Raw genomic sequence first — 18,576 nt, forward strand, 5'->3', positions numbered from 1 at the left:
AGGCGGGAGACGCCGCAAGGCGGCGGACACAGTCCCTCGCGGGGCGTGCCGCCGGGCGGCGTCCCGGGCAGGCCCGCTTCGGCGCGCAGCACGCGCCAGGCCCGCGGGAGGGGCCGTCAGGATGATCCGCTGGAACTCTCCGGGGCGGACACGGCGGACGTCGGCCCGTCACCGCTCCCTTCGGCCTCGTCCCCCGCCTTTTCCGCGGAAGCGGACGTGGCGGGAACGCCTGCCTTCTCCGCGCTGCCGCCGCCGGAGGATGTGCCGGCGCCGGAGGGCTCCGGCTCGACGATCTCCTCCCGGCCGGGACGCTTGCGCGCGGAGATCACGATGCCGATCACGGCAGCCACGAAGACGACGAGCGAGGTCCAGTCGTTCAGCCGCAGTCCGGCGATGTGGTGGGCGTCGTCGACGCGCAGGTACTCGATCCAGAACCGGCCGACGGTGTACGACGCGATGTACAGGCCGAGGACACGGCCGTGCCCGAGCTTGAAGCGCCGGTCCGCCCAGATCACCAGGGCCGCGACGCCGACGCACCACAGGGATTCGTAGAGGAACGTCGGGTGGTAGGTGGCCAGGCTGGGGGTGTCGACCGGCCTGTGCTGGGCGTCGATCTTGAGCGCCCAGGGCAGGTCCGTGGCACGCCCGTACAGCTCCTGGTTGAACCAGTTGCCCCAGCGGCCGATGGCCTGCGCGAGCGCCACCCCGGGTGCCACCGCGTCCGCATACGCCGGGAGGGGGATGCCCCGCCGGCGGCAGCCGATCCATGCGCCCAGGGCCCCGAGTGCGACGGCGCCCCAGATGCCGAGACCGCCGTCCCAGATCTTGAAGGCGTCGAGCGGGTTGCGGCCCTCGCCGAAGTAGAGCTGGTAGTCGGTGATGACGTGGTAGAGACGTCCACCGACCAGGCCGAACGGCACAGCCCACACGGCGATGTCCGCGACCGTGCCGGCCCGCCCGCCGCGCGCCACCCAGCGGCGGCCGCCGAGCCACACGGCGACGAAGACGCCGAGGATGATGCAGAAGGCGTAGCCGCGCAGCGGAACCGGGCCGAGGTGGATCTCGCCGGCCGAGGGGCTGGGGATGAATGCAAGGATCTCCATGGCCTTCCCGACGCTACCCTGCACTGCCGCGCCATCGGCAATGCACCCTGTGCAACAGCTCCATAACGGCCGATCGGCGCACGCCGCGGACCCGGCGTCCCGTCAGGTTCCGCGCGGCCAGAAGGCGGGCCCCGTCCGGGTCTTCGCCCGGACGAGACCTTCGCCACATCAAAGGACCGGGGCCACGCGCGGGGACGACGGCGGCTCAGCCCTTCGCCAGGACCTTCTTCTTCAGCGAAGCCGGGGTGAGCGGCTCACTGCGGCCGTAGATGCTCTCCCCGTCGAGCAGCACCGTCGGCGTCGACTGATGGCCCGACTTCTTGAAGGCCTCGCCGGTCTTCTTCACCCAGGCGTCGTGCGTGCCGCCGGTGACGCACTCGCGGAAGTCCTTGCCCTTCAGGCCTGCCTTTCCGGCGAGGTCGAGGAGCCGGTCGCTGCTGGCGAAGGCGTCGTTCTGCTCCGGGGGCTGGTTGCGGTAGAGGACGTCGTGGAAGCGCTGGAAGGTGCCCTCGTCCTCGGCGCACGCCGCCGCGTTCGCGGCGCGGTGCGAGCCCTTGCCGCCCAGGTTGTCGTCGATGATCGTGACGAGGTGGTACTCGGTCCTGAGCTTGCCCTGCTTCTCCAGGGCCTTGATCGTCGGACTGAACTGCTTCTCGAACTGTCCGCACGCCGGGCAGCGGAAGTCCTCGTAGACGGTGAGCTTCGCCGGTGCGTCCTGCTTGCCCACGGCGATCGGCTTGGCGTCGGCGGGCCCCTTCCCGGAGGTCTGCTGGGCGACCAGGGCACCCACCCCGGCACCGACGGCCAGCACCGCGACGACCACTCCCGCGACCTTGAGCTGCCTGCCCCGTTTCTGGGACGCCTGCCGGCGCCGCTGCTCGTCCCGCATGCGCTCAGTGGCGGTGCGGTTCCCCTCTTGGTGTGCTGCGTTCTTCTTCTGGCTCTTCACACCGTGAGCCAACGAACGGGAGACCCCACCGCCTGCGCGACCGCCCCGCGTTTCGCCCGAAAGAGCGAGACGCGGGGCGGCGGAGACGCAAAGAGCCGGTGGCCCGTTACTCGCGGCGCGGGGTCCCGTTACCCGGCGGCCCGGCGCCGCACTCCCTCGGCGAGTTCGGACGCGAGAGCCCGTACGTCCTCCAGCCCGGCCCCGAGGTCGTCCGGGTGGGCCAGCAACTTCTTGACGAAGGCCGAGCCGACGATGACACCGTCCGCGAAGGCGGCGACCTCCTCGGCCTGCGCAGCGGTGGAGACGCCGAGCCCGACGCAGACCGGCAGCTGTGTCGTGGCCCGTGTGCGCTCGACGAGCTGCCGCGCCTCACGCCCCACGGACTCCCGGGTGCCGGTGACGCCCATCAGCGAGGCCGCGTAGACGAAGCCGCTGCCCGCCGCCGTGATCTTCGCGAGCCGCTCGTCCTTGCTGCTGGGGGCCACGACGAACACCGTCGCCAGCCCGTGCTGCTCGGCGGCCTTGCGCCATCCTTCGGACTCCTCCACCGGCAGATCCGGCAGGATACAGCCGGCGCCGCCCGCCGCGGCGAGTTCGGCGGCGAAGCGGTCGGCACCGTAGCGGTCCACCGGGTTCCAGTACGTCATGCACAGGACGGGCTTGCCCGTGGCGGCGTGTGCGTCGCGCACGGTGCGCACGACGTCGGCGATGCGGACGCCGCCACGCAGGGCGATGTCGTCGGCGGTCTGGATGACGGGACCGTCCAGCACGGGATCGCTGTGCGGCAGGCCCACCTCGACGATGTCGCAGCCGCTCTCGAGCAGCGCGACACACGCCTCGATCCCGCCGTCGACCGTCGGGAACCCGGCGGGCAGATAGCCGACGAGGGCGGCGCGGTTCTCCGCGCGTGCCCCGGCCAGGACCCTCTCCAGCAGCTCGATGCCGCCGCCCGCCGCGGTGCCGGCGCCGCTGTCCGCTGCGGTTGCCTCGGTGCTCACTGGTCCGTCCCCTCGTCGTACAGGCCGAAGTAGCGGGCGGCGGTGTCCATGTCCTTGTCGCCGCGCCCGGAGAGATTCACCAGGACCAGCCCGTCCGTGCCGAGTTCCCTGCCCAGGTCCAGCGCCCCGGCGAGCGCGTGTGCGCTCTCGATCGCCGGGATGATGCCCTCGGTCTCGGACAGCAGCCGCAGGGCGCGCATGGCCTCGTCGTCGGTGACGGGCCGGTAGTCCCCGCGTCCCGACTGCTTCAGATACGCGTGCTCCGGGCCGATTCCCGGGTAGTCCAGGCCCGCGGAGATCGAGTACGGCTCGGTGATCTGGCCCTCGTCGTCCTGGAGTACGAAGCTGCGCGATCCGTGCAGGATGCCCGGCTCGCCGACGGAGAGCGTGGCCGCGTGCTCCCCGGACTCCACACCGTGCCCTGCCGCTTCGAGACCGACCAGCCGGACGTCTTCGTCGTTCAGGAACGCGTGGAAGAGCCCGATGGCGTTGGAACCGCCGCCGACGCACGCGGCGACGGCGTCCGGCAGCCGCCCGGCCCGCTCCAGGATCTGACGGCGCGCCTCCACGCCGATGACCCGGTGGAAGTCCCGTACGAGCTGCGGAAAGGGGTGGGGGCCCGCGACCGTGCCGAAGAGGTAGTGGGTGCGGTCGACGTTCGCGACCCAGTCGCGGAACGCCTCGTTGATCGCGTCCTTGAGGGTGCGGCTTCCGGAGGCGACGGGCACGACCTCGGCGCCGAGCATCCGCATCCGTGCCACGTTCAGCGCCTGGCGCTGTGTGTCGATCTCGCCCATGTAGACGGTGCATTCGAGGCCGAAGAGCGCGCAGGCGGTGGCGGTGGCCACGCCGTGCTGGCCGGCACCGGTCTCGGCGATGACACGGGTCTTGCCCATGCGCCTGGTCAGCAGGGCCTGACCGAGCACGTTGTTGATCTTGTGCGAGCCTGTGTGGTTGAGGTCCTCCCGCTTGAGGAAGACCCGGGCGCCGCCCGCGTGTTCGGCGAAGCGCGACACCTCGGTCAGCGGACTGGGACGGCCGGTGTAATTGACCATCAGGTCTTCGAGTTCGGCGGTGAACGCCGGGTCGGCCTTCGCCTTCTCGTACTCGACGGCCACCTCGTCGACGGCGGCGACGAGCGCCTCGGGAATGAACTTGCCGCCGAAGGCGCCGAAATAGCCTCCGGGATCGGGGACCCGGCCCTCGGGGTCGGGGACAAAGTAGTCGGACATCCGACGTGCTCCTCGTGAAAGTGCAGACGTGCTGCGGAAGTACGGATGGGTCACCGCTGTGCGGACGCTGCCGCACGCGTACGCCATCGGCGGCCGTTGATCTGGCCCGGCTCACAGCCGATGTGGTAACGCACCCGCCGTCCGTGCACACGTCGGGCCGGCGCCCGGCACCCGCGCGGGCGGCAGCCGCGTGCCAGCGCCGCGTACGGGCCGCGCGCCTGCCGGCGCTGTTCACAAGGCCGGGGTCTCCCCGGCCCGGAGGGCGAGGGTTGGGGTCTCCCCGGCCCGGAGGGCGAGGGTTGGGGTCTCCCCGGCCCGGAGGGCGAGGGGAAGGTCGTGCCGGCGGTCATGCGGAGGTCAGCCCCTCCCGTGCCCGTGCCGCAGCGCCGGGTGGGCGCCGGCGGCGACGAGGTCGGCGACTGCAGTCTTCGGGGCCTTGCCGGTCACCAGCGACTCGCCGACGAGCACCGCGTCGGCGCCCTCGTTGGCGTAGGCGATCAGGTCGTGCGGCCCGCGGACTCCCGACTCCGCGACCTTGACGATGTGATCGGGGATCTCCGGGGCGATGCGGCCGAAGTTGCCGCGGTCCACCTCGAGCGTCTTGAGATTACGCGCGTTGATCCCGATGATCCGCGCCCCGGCGTCGAGTGCCCGCTGGGCCTCGTCCTCGTCGTGCGCCTCGACGAGGACGGTCAGCCCGATCGACTCGGCGCGCTCGATGAGGGAGACGAGGGCCTCCTGCTCCAGCGCCGCGACGATCAGCAGCACCACGTCCGCACCGTGCGCGCGCGCCTCCCACAGCTGGTAGGAGGAGAAGATGAAGTCCTTGCGCAGCACCGGGATGTCGACCTTGGCCCGCACGGCCTCGAGGTCCGCGAGCGAGCCGCCGAAACGCCGCTGCTCGGTGAGGACGGAGATGACGGAAGCGCCGCCCGCCTCGTAGTCGGCGGCCAGGGCGGCCGGGTCGGCGATCGCCGCCAGCGCACCCTTGGAGGGGCTGGAGCGCTTGACCTCGCAGATGACCCTGACGCCCTCGCCCTTCAGGGCCGCGACGCCGTCCCTGGCGGGGGGACCCGCGGCGGCACGCTCCTTGAGTTCGTCGAGGCTGACGCGCGCCTGCCGCTCGGCAAGGTCTTCACGCACGCCTTCGATGATCTCGTCGAGCACACTCACCGAGCGGCCTCCTTCGGGTCGGGTCGGCCTCCGCGAGACGGGCGGGGTACCGGTCAGATCGGGCACTGCGATGCTATCGGGCGGGAGCCGGAGGACTCGCATCCGCCTGCCGCCAATCCCACATTCCGGACAAAACAACCCTGTTGTTCCGCGGGACGGTCCGCTTCCGCGTCGTGGCTTCAGGGCGCGAGGGCGGCCCCCAGCGGGAAGTTCCGCACGACGGTGAAGGCCAGCGCGAGCACGCCCAGCGCCCACCAGTGCGAGGTGCGCAGCGGCACCGTCACCGGCCGGGAGCGCAGCACCTGCACCACCCAGAAGACGATGAAGACCGCGAAGGCGGCGAAGGAGGCCACCGCGAGGGCGTTCATCCCGAGCGCCGTGCCGAAGTCGCCGTGCGCGACTGCGTGTGCGCTGCGCAGGCCGCCGCAGCCGGGGCAGTAGATGCCGGTGAAGTACAGCAGCGGGCAGACGGGGTAGTGCCCGGGCTCGCCCGGGTCCACGGCCCCCACGAAGGCGAAGGCCGCGCCGGCGGCCACGAGAGTGCCGAACGGCGCGGCGAGGCGGGACAGCGGCGCAGCCGGCCGTTGTCCCGCGGGTACGGGCTCCTGCCCGCTCAGGACGACTCCCCCTGGGGCCGCGCGGTTCCGGAGCCGTTGCCCGCCTTGGGCTGCCCGAGGCCCGCGGCCTTCATCAGCAGTCCGACGACGCCGCCCACGGCGACCACGACCAGGCCCGCCACGAAGCCGATCGGCTGGGCCAGCACCGTGAAGATGCCGGCGACGAAGAAGCCGATGGTGCTGATCGTCACGCCCGTCCAGGCGGCCAGAGTGTGGCCGTGGCTGTTGCCCGCCATGTTTTGTGCTCCTCGTAGTTCAACCGACTGGGCCATGCTCACCGCCCATTCTTCCCCCTGCCCCGCGGGCCCGATGAGCCAGGGGTGCACTCGCGGGGACCGCGGCCGCTGCGGCGGCCCGGTGCGCGTCCCGGAACGGTCCCGTTGCCGGGCCGGGGCGGTTCCCGGCTGGTCCGGCGCACGTCCGGAACACGGCTGGTGCCGGTACGGAGCCGGGCTCAGGCGCCGGCGCCCTCCGCACCGTCGGCGCGGGTGGGCGCCCTCCCCTCCGGAGCCGCGTCCCGTTGCTGCGCCTGGGACGCGCTGTGGCCGGTGGGGTCCTCGCCCCGGTCGAGGGCCTTCCACAGGTCTTCGGGACGGTCCGGGTCCACCGGCGCGGGAGCGGCACCACGGGTGCGGCGCGCCGTACGTCCGTTCCGCTCGTAGCGGGCGCTGCCCGACATCGACGGCCACACCGGCCCGTACCGCAGTGCGACCACGCCCGCCACCACCAGCAGCGCGCCGCCCGCCGCGGACACGTACGGCCAGGCGCTGACGTGCACCGTCTCGATTCCCGCACGCGCGAGCCCACTCGCCCTGGCCGCCTTCTCCTCCAGCGCACCGCTGTCCGCGGCACCGAGGAGCGCCGCGGCGGCCGTGCCGGCGCCGCAGAGCGTCAGCAGGGCGGCGACGAGGACGCGGGCGGCCCCCCTGACCGCGAACACCGCGACGAGCGCGGCGAGTCCGACGAGCGTGAGGGCGCTGGGCAGACCGGTGACGTCGCCGCCCTCGGCCTTCACCGGCAGGTCGCCCTGCGCGAAGGACGCCGTCGCGTGACTCCACACCTGTCCGCCGGCGAGGAGCGCGAGGGCGGCGCCCGCCGCCCCGCACAGCAGCGCCAGCGCGAGGGCGCGGCGTGCGGAGCCCGCGCGGGCGCCGGCGGAAGCCGGTGCGGAAGAGGGGGTGGCGGAGGCCGGTGCGGAAGAGGGGCCGGCGGCCGGGACGGCGCTGCCGGACGCTGCTGCTTCAGCCGTCTCCGCGCGGCTTTCGTGGCCCGGTGCGCCGTCCGAGGAACGTGGGTGCGGTACGGGAGTCACCCGTCCACGCTACCGCCGAGCCTTTCGGCCGAGGCGACCGCCCTGAGGACCGCCGCCGCCTTGTTCCGGCACTCCGTGTCCTCAGCGACGGGGTCGGAGTCGGCGACGACGCCCGCGCCGGCCTGCACGTAGGCGGTGCCGTCGCGCAGCAGCGCGGTGCGGATCGCGATGGCCATGTCCGCGTCGCCGGCGAAGTCGAGGTACCCGACGCAGCCGCCGTAGACGCCGCGGCGGGTCGGCTCCAGCTCCTCGATGATCTGCAGGGCACGGGGCTTGGGCGCCCCGGAGAGCGTCCCGGCGGGGAAGCAGGCGGTGAGCGCGTCGAAGGCGGCGCGGTCCTGGGCGAGCCGGCCGGTCACGGTGGAGACGATGTGCATGACGTGGCTGTAGCGCTCGATGGACATGAAGTCGACGACCTCGACGCTGCCCGGCTCGCAGACCTTCCCCAGGTCGTTGCGGCCGAGGTCGACCAGCATCAGGTGCTCGGCGCGCTCCTTCGGGTCCTCCAGCAACTCCTCGGCGAGCGCCGTGTCCTCCTGCGGGGTGTGGCCGCGGGGTCGGGTGCCGGCGATGGGGTGCATCATCGCCCGGCCGTCCTCGACCTTCACCAGCGCTTCGGGGCTGGACCCCACCACGTCGAAGCCGTCGCTGCCGTCGGCGGAACCCGCGAAGCGGAACAGGTACATGTACGGGCTGGGGTTGGTCGCGCGCAGCGTCCGGTAGACGTCGAGGGCGCTCGCGGTGCAGCCGGTCTCGAACCGCTGGGAGGGTACGACCTGGAACGCCTCGCCCGCGCGGATGCGCTCCTTGATGTCCTCCACCCACGCCCGGTACGTCTCGCCGCCCGACCGCGCCGTGAACTCCGGCAGCCGGGAGGGCGGCAGCGCCGCGGGGGTCGCCGGAACAGGGCGTGCCAGGTCCGCGGTCATCGTCTCCAGCCGGGAGACCGCGTCCTTGTACGCCTCGTCGACGCCGGTGTCCAGGTCGTTGTGGTTGATGGCGTTGGCGATCAGCAGCACGGTGCCGTCGCGGTGGTCGAGGACTGCCAGGTCGGAGGCGAGCAGCATGGTCAGTTCGGGCAGGGCGAGATCGTCGGTGGTGCTGTCGCTGTCGCCGACCTTCTCCAGCCGCCGCACGATGTCGTATCCGAGGTAGCCGACCATGCCGCCGGTGAAGGGCGGCAGGTCCGAGTCCTCGTGGAGGTCGCGGGGGGTGTGCAGGGCCTCGACCGTCTCCCGCAGCGCCCGCAGCGGGTCGCCGCCGCGCGGCAGCCCCACGGGCGGGGCGCCCAGCCAGTGGGCCGATCCGTCACGCACGGTGAGGGTCGCGGCGCTGCGCACGCCGATGAAGGAGTAGCGCGACCACGTGCGTCCTCCCCCAGGGGCCGACTCCAGCAGGAACGTGCCGGGCCGCTCGCCGGCGAGCTTGCGGTAGAGCCCGATGGGGGTGTCGCCGTCGACGAGCAGGCGACGCGTCACCGGGATGACACGGCGGTCCTTCGCAAGCGTGCGGAATGTCTCGAGGTCCGGAGTCGTCATGGTCGCTGACCTTACTGGCCGTCACCCCTGCTCGGTGTGCGGCCCGTCCATGGGTGCTCCCCCGGCCCGGGGAGGAGACCCGCGTCGAAGCACGTCCGGTCCCCCGTGTGGCAGGCGCCGCCGACCTGGTCGACTTTGACCAGCACCGTGTCGCCGTCGCAGTCCAGCGCAACGGACCGTACGTGCTGGACGTGGCCGGAGGTGTCGCCCTTGACCCAGTACTCCTGGCGGCTGCGGCTGAAGTAGGTGGCGCGGCCGGTGGTCAGGGTGCGGTGCAGGGCCTCGTCGTCCATCCACCCCAGCATCAGCACCTCACCCGTGTCGTGCTGCTGGGCGACAGCGGGGAAGAGGCCGTCCGCGTTGCGCTTGAGACGTGCGGCGATCTCGGGGTCGAGCGACGTGGCGGAGGATCGTGCGGGCATGGGGCCCATTCTCCCGCATGCCGGGCCCCGCCGTGCACGCGTGTGCGGACCCGGCATGCGCCGGGGCTCGCCGCGGGTGTGCATGCCTCGCCGCGTGCGCACGGAAGGAACCTTGGCATTCCGGCCCCGCGGAACTCCGGCGCACGGCCGCCGGCCGGCGACGAGCGCCGCGCCGTCCCGGTTGCCCGTGGATTCATGGCCACGGCACGGGGACTTCCCGGCCGCGACCGCGAGTGGCCGCCCCGCCGGGAGCGCCCCGCCGGGAGCGGCCCGAAATCAGCGCTCCTTCCGGAAGCCCGCCGTACCCTTGGCGGCATGTCGACCCATGCGAAGCGTGAACGTCTCATCCTGGCGGACCTGTTGGAGAGCAGCGGGCCGGAGGCCCCGACCCTGTGCGACGGTTGGAAGGCCCGCGACCTCGCCGCTCACGTGGTGGTGCGCGAACGCCGCGCGGACGCCGCAGGCGGGATACTGCTCAAGTCGCTCGCACCCCGACTGGAGCGTGTGCAGGGCGAGTTCACCTCCAAGCCGTACGAGGAGCTCATCCAGCTCATCCGCACGGGGCCGCCACGGATGTCCCCGTACGCGCTCAAGCAGGTCGACGAGGCCGCGAACACCGTGGAGTTCTACATCCACTCCGAGGACCTGCGCCGTGCCGTCCCGGACTGGACGCCGCGAGAACTCGACGCGGTCTTCCAGGACGCGCTGTGGAAGCGGCTGGAGAAGATGGCGCGGGTCTTCGGCCGGAAGTCGCCGGTCGGACTGGTCCTGCGCCGTCCCGACGGCCAGACCGCCGTCGCCCGCAAGGGCACCCCTGTGGTGACCGTGACCGGCGAGCCGGGCGAACTGGTGCTGTACGTCGCCGGGCGGCAGCGCGTCGCACGCGTGGAGGAAGAGGGCCAGAAGGAAGCAGTGGCGCGGGCTCACGACGCGGATCTGGGTCTCTGAAGACACGTCCCGGAGCCCGGCCCGCCCGCGCCGGCCGGCCAGGCGCCGACTGGCAGGCGGCCGTCTCCGTCAGACGGCCGCGGTGCCGATGAGCCCTTCGCGGGTCACCAGCTCCGCGAGCTGGTCCTCCGTCAACTCCTCGGTGCCCGGCGGTCGTTGGGGCAGGACCATGTACCGGCTCTCCGCGCTGGAGTCCCAGACGGTGATCTCGCATTCGTCCGGGAGGTCGAGCCCGAACTCCGCGAGTACGGCACGCGGTTCGCGTACGACGCGCGAGCGGTACGCCTCGCTCTTGTACCAGGACGGCGAGGGGCCGAGCAGCGCCACCGGGTAGCAGGAACACAGCGTGCACACCAGCACGTTGTGACGCTCCGGAGTGTTGGCGACGACCTTCAGACGCTGCTCCTGCAGTCCGCCCGCCATCGACAGGCCCACCTCGGGCAGGGCGGCGCCGGCGTCGGCGAGCAGCCGCTCGCGGAAGCCGGCGTCGCTCCATGCACGGGCGGTGACACGGGCGCCGTTCAGCGGGGACGCGCCGTCCAGTACCGCGGTGAGGACGGCGTCCAGTTCGTCGTCGGTCACCCGGCCTTCCGCGACCAGACGTTCCTCCAGGCGCCGCACCCGCGCGGCGACGGGGTTACCGGTGTGCGTTCCGCTCATGGACGGTGCTCCTCCGCCGGTTCCAGATACGACTGCCACAGGTCCAGCGTCACCTCGTGGTCTCCCCCGCCCCACAGGTCGCGGGCGGCGAAGGCAACGGTGTAGACGGGCTCCACGCGTGGCCGTTCGCGGCGCCGGGCCACATCGTCCGCGAGCGGCCAGCTTCCGGTCACCTCGACGATCCGGCCCGTGCGCCCGCGGGCGTAGGCGGGAAGCCGCGTGTGCCAGTCGGGGTCGAAGGCGCGGGTGCGCACCCGCTCACCGGCGGCGAACCGCGCGGCCGCAGGTTCACTCATCGCCGCCGCCCGGGGCGGTGAGCACATCGATTGCGTGCAGCCAGCGCTCGTAGTACGAGGCGGCCAAGTACTCCTGCGGAGGCATGCGTTCGATGGCGTCGCGGAACTCGTCGAGGGTGTAGGCGCCGCGCCGCACGAGCGCGACGTTCAGCGCGTAGACCCGCGCCTCCCAGTCGGCGTGGAAGGGCGGCTCGTCGTCCTCGGGCACGACGGGCCCGAATCCCGTCTGCCCGCCGACGTCGTTGACCCTGCTCATGCGCCGCAGCCTATGCTCCCCCGCCGCCCGCGTGAACCGTCCCGGATCTCCGGGCGCGGCCTGCTGCGCGTCGCTCCGGACTCGGCGGCAGGGCCGAGGAAAGAGCGGCTGCCCGGAATCGGCCGCGGACGCGTTCCGGGACGGCAGACCGGACTTATCCGAAAGGGACGAAATCGCTATTGCCGGCGCGGCCGCAAACCTATTGCCGCACGGGATTGCCGCACGGGATGACACCGATGTGCGCCTGGCAGTCGCTTTGTCCTTCTCAGGGCCTGTGACGAGGTCAGCGGGGCTGTGCGCGGCTCCGTTCAAGTTCTCCTGTCAACTGTCTTGAATTCAAAGAGGGCTGACGTATCTTGACGTATCACCCGGAGACGCTCTGCCCGACTGCACCAGGGCACTGACCGATGGGCACAGGTTCGACCTGTCCGTCTCGAACGGAGCCCTGATGATTCTGACCATTCGTGACGTGGTCGCGGGTCCGTCGCGCGGTTCCCGCCTGGCCGTGCCGGACGGTTCATCCGTCCCGAACCGTCCGTACGCGCTCTCCGCCGCGCCCCGGTGGCCTTCCGCGGGCCGCGGGGTTCCGCGTGCCGGGCCGCCCCGTGCACCGCTCGCTCACTCTCTCCCGACCGGCGAACTCGCTCCTGCCTGAGGTTTCGATGATGCGTATGACGGACGTGGCGTTCTGGCTCGTGCCGCTCCTGGCTCTCGTCGCGGTCGCGGCCGGATTCACGGCGGCGCGCTACCGGAAGATCGCTGTCCGGAACGCCGAGCGCAGCGACATCCTCGAACGGCAGGTCCGCATGCGTGACGAGGAGACGCAGCACCTCGTCGAGCAGCGCCTCCAGGCACTCGCGGACGCCCAGTGGCAGGGCCGCCGCCGGCAGATACCGGACGTGCGCCACCAGGGCCTCGCCGGAACGGACTTCGCGGACGCGCACGACACCGTCCTCGAGATGTTCAGCTTCGCGAGCGAGACCGCCGAGCAGACCGCCGAAGGTCTGCTGCTGGCCGTGGCGCGCAAGCTCCAGGGACTCGCGAACGGCCAGCAGTTGAAGATCAACGAGATGACCGAGCGCCACGACGACTCGGCCTTCCTCGAAGACCTCATGCAGCTCGACCACACCAACGCCCAGATCCTCCGCCGGGCCGTCGGCATGGCCGTGGTCTGCCGCGCATGGCCCGGCCGCCAGCACAACGCGACGTCGCTCCACGACATCGTCCGCGGCGCCATCGGACGCATCCTGGACTACAAGCGCGTCCAGATCGTGCGGATCGAGGACACCCGTGCCGTCACGGGCCGCGTCGTCGAACCCCTCGTCATGACCATCGCCGAACTGCTGGAGAACGCCACCCGCTCCTCGCACCCGCAGACCCCGGTCCAGGTGCACGTCCAACTCACCCACACCGGACTGGCGTTCGTGATCGAGGACGCCGGTGTCGGACTGAACGCGGCGGAGCAGGAGAAGGCCGTGCGCCTGCTCAAGGACGAGTCCCTCGGGCTCACGAAACTGGGAGACCCGCCCCGTTTCGGGCTCGCCGCGTGCGGTGCGCTCGCCCGGCGTTACGGCTTCACGGTCTCGGTCGACACCGCCTCCGCCTTCGGCGGCGTCCGCGCCGTGGTGAACGTCCCCCGCACCCTCCTCACCGAACCGGTGAAGCCCGCGGCCGCGCCCGCCGCAACCGCCACCGCGCCCGCCGCCACCGTGCCGGCACCCCGCGCGGAGCCCACGGAGCCCGCCGCGCCCAGCCCGGCCCGCTCCGCAGCCGGGGCCGGGGAGAGCGCGGCGACGACACCGGCACCCGCCCGCCCGACCACCGCGAACGGGCTGCCGAAACGGACCCGGAATCAGCCTGCCCCGAGCGCCGGTGAGGCCCAGCAGCCACCACCTGCCTCCAGGTCTGGCGCGTCCCGCACTCCCGGCGAGGCGGCGGCATCGATCGGTGCGTTCCAGCGCGCAGGCAAGGCGGCTGCCGACCGCCTCCGTCCGTCCACCGAAGGGACTACCGAGTCATGACCGAGAACCCGGACGCCTGGATGCTGAACCAGGTGCTGGACCAGCCCGAGGTGCACGACGCCATCCTCATCACCGCGGACGGTCTGGTGAAGGCCTTCTCCCCCGGCCTCGACCAGGACCAGGCGGACAGCATCGCGGCGGCCCTCGCGGGTGTGCAGTCCACCAGCAGCGCCACCGCGATGTTCTGCCGCGCCCCGGCCGACTCGTGGAGGCAGAGCATGGTCGAGTTCGACGGCGGATTCGTCGTCACCATCCGGGCGCACGACTCGACGTTCCTGTCCGTCGCCACCTCCGGCGCCGCCGACGTCGGACAGGTCGCCTACCGGATGCACGAGGTCGTCGCGCAGCTCGGACGGGAGATGGGCGCCGAACTCCGCGAGGACGTGGGCAGCGGCACATGACGCACCGGCACAGGCACGACCTGGTGAGAACGTTCGTGCTGACCGGCGGGCGCGCCCAGCCCACCGGGACCGCCGACGGACTCGACGTGCTCACGATGGTGACCGCCGTCCCCGGCAGACCGAGGACCGGACTCCAGCCCGAGGACGTGCGGGTGATCGACCTGTGCCGCGGCGGCTACCTGTCCGTCATCGAGGTCGCCGGGCACCTCGGACAGCCCCTCACCATCACGCGGATCCTGCTCGGGGACCTGATCGACGCCGGGCACCTCGAAGTCAAGGCCGGCCGCAAGGACTCCGGAAGCCACGACGCCTCCGGCGCCGCCACCGACCCCGACCGCCTCCGGACCCTGGAGAGGATGCTGCATGGCCTCCAGGCTCTCTGACGGTGTCTACGTCCGCGACACCGTGCAGATCACACCGAAACTGATGGTGGTGGGCCCCTTCGGGGTCGGCAAGACGACCCTCATCGGAGCCGTGAGCGAGATCGAACCGCTGCGCACCGAGGAACTCATGACGCAGAACGGCGCCGCCACCGACGACCTGAGCGGGGTGCCGGACAAGCGATCCACCACGGTCGCCCTCGACTTCGGGCGGCTCACGCTCGCCGACGACCTCGTGCTGTACCTGTTCGGGACGCCGGGCCAGCAGCGCTTCACCCACATCTGGGAGGACCTCTCCCGCGGCGCCTACGGGGCGCTCGTGCTCGCCGACTCCCGTTATCTGGACCAGTCGTTCGAGGCTCTGAGCCTCGTCGAGAAGAGCGCGCTGCCGTACATCGTCGCGCTCAACGCCTTCCCCGACACCCCGGACTACCCCGAGGCGGAGCTGCGCGAAGCGCTCGACCTCGACCCCGGCACGCCGCTGGTCACCTGCGACGCACGGGACCGCCAGTCCGCCAAGACCGCACTCGTCACGCTCGTCAAGCACCTGTACGCCGGCCACCAGGAGTCGTCGTGACCTCCTCGTCCCACCCCGGACCACACCCGGCGCCGCCGGGCTGCCCCGCACACCGTCCCTCCGCGGGGAGCGGCGGCGAGCTGCCGAAGCTGTACGACGACGACTTCGCGGCGGACCCCAACGCCCTGTACGACCGGCTGCGTTCGCAGGGCGGGCCCGCCCAGTGGGTGGAGCTCGCGCCCGGTGTCGAGTCGATCCTCGTGACCGGCTACCAGGCGGCCCTGGAGGTCCTTCGCAGCCCCTACTTCAGCAAGGACGCCCACCGCTGGAAGGCGCTGGCCGAGGGCCACGTCCCCCACGACAGCCCGATCCTGCCGATCATGGGGCCGCGCAAGAGCCTGTGGTTCGCCGACGGCCAGGAGCATCTGCGCCTGCGGACGCCGGTCGACCGCGCCCTGGCCGGCATCGACCCCCGTCAGCTGCGGGACGTGGTGCAGCACAGCGCCAGGCAGCTGATCGACGAGTTCGCCGAGGACGGCAGGGCGGACCTGGTCTCGCAGTACGCGGCGCGCATCCCGGTCAAGGTCCTCACCCAGCTCTTCGGCTGCCCCGACCATCTCAACGGCCGGATCTCGAGCGCCTTTCTCCAGATGGTCAACGCCGTCGAACCCGGTGCCGCCACGGAGGGCCTCCAGGACCTGGTGGCCTGCCTGAACGAACTGATCGAGACCAAGTACCGGACTCCCGGCGACGACGTGACCACGCGGCTGCTGCGGCACTCGGCCAACGTGACGCGTGAGGAGCTGATCGACCAGCTCGTGGTCATCACCGGCGCCGGCCAGGTGCCCGGCACCGCGTGGATCTCCACGGCCACGATGATGCTGCTCTCCGACGACCGCTTCGCGGGCGACCTGACCGGAGGGAGCCTCACCGTCACCGACGCGCTGAACGAGGTGCTGTGGCTGCACGCGCCGCACTCGAACTACTCGTTCGTGTACGCCATCGAGGACTACGACCTGCGCGACCAGGAGACCGGCGAAGAGACGCACATTCCGGCCGGCGTGCCCGTCACCATCAGCCACGCCGCCGCGAACCTGGACCCGACGCTCCCCACGACCCAGTCGCAGCGGGCCACGAACACCGCTCATCTCGCCTTCAGCGCCGGCCCGCACGCCTGCCCCGCGCAGGACACCGCCGGCGTCATCGCCGAGGTCGCCATCGACACGCTTCTCGACCTGCTGCCGGAGATGGAACTCGCCGTCCCCGCAAGCGAACTCTCCTGGCGTCCCGGACCGTTCATCCGCGCACTGACTGCGCTGCCCGTCCGGTTCACCGCCACCCCGGCGACACACGCGGCGGACGCAGCACAGGCACCGGACATGCCGCAGGCGCCGTCCGTACCGCTCGCCACATCCGGTACGCCCTCCGGCGCTTCCGACGCCTCCTTTGAGGGCCGGCCCGGCCCTGAGGCGTCCCCCCGCTCCCGGGGGCGCCGCTGGAGCCTGGCGGGACGCCGCGGCAGGTGACCCGGGACGGCAGGGTCACCGGCGCGGTCACCGGGGTCGCACGCGGCTCACTGAAGGGGCGCCCGGCTCACCGTACGGGCGTGCCCGCCTCGCGGAGCGCGTCCTTGACCTGGCCGATCCGCAGGTCGCCGAAGTGGAAGACGGAGGCGGCCAGCACCGCGTCCGCGCCGGCGGCGACCGCAGCCGGGAAGTGCTCCAGCCGGCCCGCGCCGCCGGAGGCGACGACGGGCACCGAGACGTGCGCACCCACCGCCCGGATCATCTCCGAGTCGTAGCCGTCCTTCGTGCCGTCCGCGTCCATCGAGTTCAGCAGGATCTCCCCGGCGCCCAGCTCCGCGGCCCGCCGCGCCCATTCGACCGCGTCGATGCCGGTGCCGCGGCGGCCGCCGTGCGTGGTGACCTCGAACCCGGACGGGGTGGAGACCCCGCCGCTGTCCGCGTCCCCGGAGGCCGACGGCACGCAGCGCCGCGCGTCCACCGAGAGCACCAGCACCTGGCTGCCGAAGCGTTCCGCGATCTCCCGGATCAGCTCGGGACGGGCGATCGCCGCCGTGTTCACCCCGACCTTGTCCGCGCCGGCGCGCAGCAGCCTGTCCACGTCGTCCCCGCTGCGGACGCCCCCGCCGACCGTCAGCGGGATGAAGACCTGCTCGGCGGTGCGCCGTACCACGTCGTACGTCGTCTCCCGGTCGGAGGAGGAGGCGGTGATGTCGAGGAACGTCAGCTCGTCCGCGCCTTCCTCGTCGTAGATCTTCGCCATCTCGACGGGGTCGCCGGCGTCCCGCAGGTTCTTGAAGTTCACGCCCTTGACGACCCGTCCGGCGTCGACGTCCAGGCAGGGGATGACTCGTACGGCCACGGCCATTGCTGTACTGACTCCTTGCGGGGTGGTGCTGCGGGGCGGTGGGTCACCGCCCCGGTGAGGTACGGGTTCGACGGGCTACGGGTACGGGCAGGGGTACGTGCCCGGCGGGCACGGTCCGCGGGGCGCGCCGGCGGCGTTACCTGCCGCCGCCGCGGAAGGCCTCCATCTCCACCTCCACCAGGACCCGGGAGTCCACGAAGCCGGAGACGACCACGACGGTGGCGGCGGGAGCGACCTCGCCGAAGACCTCCTTGTGGGCACGCGCCACGTCCTCCACGTCCCGCGCGTGCGTGAGATACATCCGGGTCCGGATCACGGACGACGCGTCGAGACCGAACGGTTCGAGTGCCTCCAGCGCCTTCCCGAAGGCCGCCCTGGTCTGCTTGTACGGCGAGCCCTCCCCGAGGAGCTTGCCGTCGGCGAGGGGCATCGTCCCCGCCACCAGCACCCGGTCGCCCGCCGCGACGGCGCGCGCAAAGCCGATCGTCTCCTCCCAGGTGCTTCCGGAGCGGTCACGTTCCACGTCGGGGTCACGCCGTTCGGACGGGGTCATCAGGAGACGGCCTCCAAAGCCTCTTCAAGTGTGAACGCCTCGGCGTAGAGGGCCTTCCCCACAATGGCGCCCTCGACGCCCTCGGGTACAAGCGTGGCGATCGCCCGCAGATCGTCAAGGGACGAGACACCGCCGGACGCGACGACGGGCCGGTCCGTCACGGCGCAGACGTTGCGCAGCAGTTCGAGGTTGGGGCCCTTGAGGGTGCCGTCCTTGTTGATGTCGGTGACGACGTAGCGGGCGCAGCCCTCGGAGTCGAGCCGGGCGAGGGTCTCGTAGAGGTCGCCGCCGTCGCGGGTCCAGCCGCGGCCGCGCAGCGTCGTGCCCCGTACGTCGAGACCCACCGCGATCCTGTCGCCGTGCTCGGCGATGACCTTGGCGACCCACTCCGGCGTCTCGAGCGCCGCCGTGCCCAGGTTCACGCGGCGGCAGCCCGTGGCGAGGGCCGCGGCGAGGCTCTGGTCGTCGCGGATGCCGCCGGACAGCTCGACGTCGATGTCCATGGCGCGGGTCACCTCGGCGATGCGGGCCCGGTTGTCGCCCGTGCCGAACGCGGCGTCGAGGTCGACCAGGTGCAGCCACCGGGCGCCGGCGCGCTGCCAGTTGAGGGCCGCCTGCAGCGGGTCGCCGTAGGCGGTCTCCGAACCGGACTCGCCGTGCACGAGGCGCACGGCCTGTCCGTCACGGACGTCGACGGCGGGCAGCAGTTCCAGCTTGGGCTCTGACGAAGGCGTGGACACAGGCACTCTCGGCTTCTGTATTGGAGCGGAACGGTGTGGTCGGACGGTGTGCCGGACGGTGTTGCCGGA

The 18,576-nt window shown here is 72.1% G+C and carries 23 protein-coding genes; 6 read left to right on the plus strand and 17 right to left on the minus strand.

All coding sequences use genetic code 11. From position 1 onward, the window contains the following. Positions 1 to 116: 116 nt before the first annotated feature. The 11 genes from lgt to hisI all read right to left on the minus strand — a co-directional run bounded on the left by lgt (position 117) and on the right by hisI (position 9,344). Positions 117 to 1,103 carry a prolipoprotein diacylglyceryl transferase gene (gene lgt, locus H180DRAFT_RS09010; protein ID WP_055485457.1) on the minus strand — a complete coding sequence of 329 codons (987 nt, stop codon included), beginning with the start codon at positions 1,101 to 1,103 and terminating at the stop codon, positions 117 to 119. A 205-nt stretch (positions 1,104 to 1,308) separates the two neighbouring features. Continuing rightward, positions 1,309 to 2,052: a DsbA family protein gene (locus H180DRAFT_RS09015; protein ID WP_368073117.1), complete on the minus strand. Its 744-nt coding sequence runs from the start codon at positions 2,050 to 2,052 to the stop codon at positions 1,309 to 1,311. 128 nt (positions 2,053 to 2,180) lie between these two features. After that, positions 2,181 to 3,050: a tryptophan synthase subunit alpha gene (trpA, locus tag H180DRAFT_RS09020; RefSeq protein ID WP_055485459.1), complete on the minus strand. Its 870-nt coding sequence runs from the start codon at positions 3,048 to 3,050 to the stop codon at positions 2,181 to 2,183. Then, entirely contained in the window at positions 3,047 to 4,282 is a 1,236-nt protein-coding gene (trpB, locus tag H180DRAFT_RS09025; RefSeq protein ID WP_055485460.1) for a tryptophan synthase subunit beta, read from the minus strand. The genes trpA and trpB overlap by 4 nt, the downstream gene beginning before the upstream one ends. Before the next feature lie 50 nt (positions 4,283 to 4,332). After that, entirely contained in the window at positions 4,333 to 4,479 is a 147-nt protein-coding gene (gene trpM / locus H180DRAFT_RS30350) for a tryptophan biosynthesis modulator TrpM (RefSeq protein ID WP_368073119.1), read from the minus strand. 160 nt (positions 4,480 to 4,639) lie between these two features. Continuing rightward, positions 4,640 to 5,455, minus strand: coding sequence for an indole-3-glycerol phosphate synthase TrpC (gene trpC, locus H180DRAFT_RS09035; protein ID WP_055485461.1), 816 nt, complete (start codon positions 5,453 to 5,455; stop codon positions 4,640 to 4,642). Between the two features lie 179 nt (positions 5,456 to 5,634). Continuing rightward, positions 5,635 to 6,024, minus strand: a complete 390-nt coding sequence (locus H180DRAFT_RS09040) for a DUF2752 domain-containing protein (RefSeq protein ID WP_254665952.1) — start codon at positions 6,022 to 6,024, stop codon at positions 5,635 to 5,637. Between the two features lie 44 nt (positions 6,025 to 6,068). After that, positions 6,069 to 6,308 carry an HGxxPAAW family protein gene (locus tag H180DRAFT_RS09045; protein ID WP_055485463.1) on the minus strand — a complete coding sequence of 80 codons (240 nt, stop codon included), beginning with the start codon at positions 6,306 to 6,308 and terminating at the stop codon, positions 6,069 to 6,071. Positions 6,309 to 6,526: 218 nt separating this feature from the next. After that, on the minus strand, positions 6,527 to 7,384 hold the full coding sequence (locus tag H180DRAFT_RS09050; protein WP_074466704.1) for a TIGR02234 family membrane protein: 858 nt from the start codon (positions 7,382 to 7,384) through the stop codon (positions 6,527 to 6,529). After that, positions 7,381 to 8,922 carry an anthranilate synthase component I gene (locus H180DRAFT_RS09055; RefSeq protein ID WP_055485464.1) on the minus strand — a complete coding sequence of 514 codons (1,542 nt, stop codon included), beginning with the start codon at positions 8,920 to 8,922 and terminating at the stop codon, positions 7,381 to 7,383. The genes H180DRAFT_RS09050 and H180DRAFT_RS09055 overlap by 4 nt, the downstream gene beginning before the upstream one ends. Positions 8,923 to 8,933: 11 nt before the next feature. Further along, positions 8,934 to 9,344 carry a phosphoribosyl-AMP cyclohydrolase gene (gene hisI, locus H180DRAFT_RS09060; RefSeq protein ID WP_055485465.1) on the minus strand — a complete coding sequence of 137 codons (411 nt, stop codon included), beginning with the start codon at positions 9,342 to 9,344 and terminating at the stop codon, positions 8,934 to 8,936. 315 nt (positions 9,345 to 9,659) lie between these two features. Here hisI and H180DRAFT_RS09065 point away from each other — a divergent pair, with 315 nt between their 5' ends. Beyond that, entirely contained in the window at positions 9,660 to 10,292 is a 633-nt protein-coding gene (locus H180DRAFT_RS09065; RefSeq protein WP_055485466.1) for a TIGR03085 family metal-binding protein, read from the plus strand. Positions 10,293 to 10,361: 69 nt separating this feature from the next. Here the strand turns inward: H180DRAFT_RS09065 and H180DRAFT_RS09070 are convergent, their stop codons facing one another. From H180DRAFT_RS09070 to H180DRAFT_RS30935, 3 genes are read right to left on the minus strand one after another with little or no spacing between them, the layout of a single operon-like run. Next, positions 10,362 to 10,952, minus strand: a complete 591-nt coding sequence (locus tag H180DRAFT_RS09070) for a nitrile hydratase subunit alpha (RefSeq protein ID WP_055485467.1) — start codon at positions 10,950 to 10,952, stop codon at positions 10,362 to 10,364. Continuing rightward, positions 10,949 to 11,248: an SH3-like domain-containing protein gene (locus H180DRAFT_RS30930; RefSeq protein WP_055485468.1), complete on the minus strand. Its 300-nt coding sequence runs from the start codon at positions 11,246 to 11,248 to the stop codon at positions 10,949 to 10,951. Before H180DRAFT_RS30930 ends, H180DRAFT_RS09070 begins: the two co-directional genes overlap by 4 nt. Beyond that, positions 11,241 to 11,504, minus strand: a complete 264-nt coding sequence (locus H180DRAFT_RS30935; protein WP_055485469.1) for an SH3-like domain-containing protein — start codon at positions 11,502 to 11,504, stop codon at positions 11,241 to 11,243. The genes H180DRAFT_RS30930 and H180DRAFT_RS30935 overlap by 8 nt, the downstream gene beginning before the upstream one ends. A 671-nt stretch (positions 11,505 to 12,175) precedes the next feature. Between H180DRAFT_RS30935 and H180DRAFT_RS09085 the strand changes: the two genes are divergently transcribed. From H180DRAFT_RS09085 to H180DRAFT_RS09105, 5 genes are read left to right on the plus strand one after another with little or no spacing between them, the layout of a single operon-like run. Next, entirely contained in the window at positions 12,176 to 13,525 is a 1,350-nt protein-coding gene (locus H180DRAFT_RS09085; RefSeq protein ID WP_055485470.1) for an ATP-binding protein, read from the plus strand. Continuing rightward, a complete protein-coding gene (locus H180DRAFT_RS09090; RefSeq protein WP_055485471.1) occupies positions 13,522 to 13,926 on the plus strand; it encodes a roadblock/LC7 domain-containing protein in 405 nt (134 codons plus the stop codon). The genes H180DRAFT_RS09085 and H180DRAFT_RS09090 overlap by 4 nt, the downstream gene beginning before the upstream one ends. After that, a complete protein-coding gene (locus H180DRAFT_RS09095; RefSeq protein WP_055485472.1) occupies positions 13,923 to 14,309 on the plus strand; it encodes a DUF742 domain-containing protein in 387 nt (128 codons plus the stop codon). The genes H180DRAFT_RS09090 and H180DRAFT_RS09095 overlap by 4 nt, the downstream gene beginning before the upstream one ends. Continuing rightward, positions 14,290 to 14,883 (plus strand): GTP-binding protein, encoded by a 594-nt coding sequence (locus H180DRAFT_RS09100; RefSeq protein WP_055485473.1) that lies wholly within the window; start codon positions 14,290 to 14,292, stop codon positions 14,881 to 14,883. Before H180DRAFT_RS09095 ends, H180DRAFT_RS09100 begins: the two co-directional genes overlap by 20 nt. Continuing rightward, positions 14,880 to 16,349: a cytochrome P450 family protein gene (locus H180DRAFT_RS09105; RefSeq protein ID WP_055485474.1), complete on the plus strand. Its 1,470-nt coding sequence runs from the start codon at positions 14,880 to 14,882 to the stop codon at positions 16,347 to 16,349. The genes H180DRAFT_RS09100 and H180DRAFT_RS09105 overlap by 4 nt, the downstream gene beginning before the upstream one ends. A 67-nt stretch (positions 16,350 to 16,416) precedes the next feature. Here the strand turns inward: H180DRAFT_RS09105 and hisF are convergent, their stop codons facing one another. The 3 genes from hisF to priA all read right to left on the minus strand — a co-directional run bounded on the left by hisF (position 16,417) and on the right by priA (position 18,513). Further along, positions 16,417 to 17,214 (minus strand): imidazole glycerol phosphate synthase subunit HisF, encoded by a 798-nt coding sequence (gene hisF / locus H180DRAFT_RS09110; RefSeq protein ID WP_055485475.1) that lies wholly within the window; start codon positions 17,212 to 17,214, stop codon positions 16,417 to 16,419. Between the two features lie 136 nt (positions 17,215 to 17,350). Next, entirely contained in the window at positions 17,351 to 17,767 is a 417-nt protein-coding gene (locus H180DRAFT_RS09115; protein ID WP_055485476.1) for a Rid family hydrolase, read from the minus strand. After that, complete coding sequence (gene priA, locus H180DRAFT_RS09120) at positions 17,767 to 18,513, minus strand: bifunctional 1-(5-phosphoribosyl)-5-((5-phosphoribosylamino)methylideneamino)imidazole-4-carboxamide isomerase/phosphoribosylanthranilate isomerase PriA (RefSeq protein ID WP_254665938.1); 747 nt, start codon at positions 18,511 to 18,513, stop codon at positions 17,767 to 17,769. The genes H180DRAFT_RS09115 and priA overlap by 1 nt, the downstream gene beginning before the upstream one ends. Positions 18,514 to 18,576 lie beyond the last annotated feature (63 nt).

Origin of the sequence: Streptomyces sp. WMMB 322 (assembly GCF_900090145.1) — a bacterium.
Taxonomy (GTDB): domain Bacteria; phylum Actinomycetota; class Actinomycetes; order Streptomycetales; family Streptomycetaceae; genus Streptomyces.

What these genes read in the sequence shown, in the direction of transcription:
- lgt (WP_055485457.1), bottom strand. Translation starts at nt 1,103, where the DNA reads ATGGAGATCCTTGCATTCATCCCCAGCCCCTCGGCCGGCGAGATCCAC.
- trpB (WP_055485460.1), bottom strand. Translation starts at nt 4,282, where the DNA reads ATGTCCGACTACTTTGTCCCCGACCCCGAGGGCCGGGTCCCCGATCCC.
- H180DRAFT_RS09045 (WP_055485463.1), bottom strand. Translation starts at nt 6,308, where the DNA reads ATGGCGGGCAACAGCCACGGCCACACTCTGGCCGCCTGGACGGGCGTG.
- H180DRAFT_RS09055 (WP_055485464.1), bottom strand. Translation starts at nt 8,922, where the DNA reads ATGACGACTCCGGACCTCGAGACATTCCGCACGCTTGCGAAGGACCGC.
- hisI (WP_055485465.1), bottom strand. Translation starts at nt 9,344, where the DNA reads ATGCCCGCACGATCCTCCGCCACGTCGCTCGACCCCGAGATCGCCGCA.
- H180DRAFT_RS09065 (WP_055485466.1), top strand. Translation starts at nt 9,660, where the DNA reads ATGTCGACCCATGCGAAGCGTGAACGTCTCATCCTGGCGGACCTGTTG.
- H180DRAFT_RS09070 (WP_055485467.1), bottom strand. Translation starts at nt 10,952, where the DNA reads ATGAGCGGAACGCACACCGGTAACCCCGTCGCCGCGCGGGTGCGGCGC.
- H180DRAFT_RS30930 (WP_055485468.1), bottom strand. Translation starts at nt 11,248, where the DNA reads ATGAGTGAACCTGCGGCCGCGCGGTTCGCCGCCGGTGAGCGGGTGCGC.
- H180DRAFT_RS30935 (WP_055485469.1), bottom strand. Translation starts at nt 11,504, where the DNA reads ATGAGCAGGGTCAACGACGTCGGCGGGCAGACGGGATTCGGGCCCGTC.
- H180DRAFT_RS09085 (WP_055485470.1), top strand. Translation starts at nt 12,176, where the DNA reads ATGACGGACGTGGCGTTCTGGCTCGTGCCGCTCCTGGCTCTCGTCGCG.
- H180DRAFT_RS09090 (WP_055485471.1), top strand. Translation starts at nt 13,522, where the DNA reads ATGACCGAGAACCCGGACGCCTGGATGCTGAACCAGGTGCTGGACCAG.
- H180DRAFT_RS09095 (WP_055485472.1), top strand. Translation starts at nt 13,923, where the DNA reads ATGACGCACCGGCACAGGCACGACCTGGTGAGAACGTTCGTGCTGACC.
- H180DRAFT_RS09100 (WP_055485473.1), top strand. Translation starts at nt 14,290, where the DNA reads ATGGCCTCCAGGCTCTCTGACGGTGTCTACGTCCGCGACACCGTGCAG.
- hisF (WP_055485475.1), bottom strand. Translation starts at nt 17,214, where the DNA reads ATGGCCGTGGCCGTACGAGTCATCCCCTGCCTGGACGTCGACGCCGGA.
- H180DRAFT_RS09115 (WP_055485476.1), bottom strand. Translation starts at nt 17,767, where the DNA reads ATGACCCCGTCCGAACGGCGTGACCCCGACGTGGAACGTGACCGCTCC.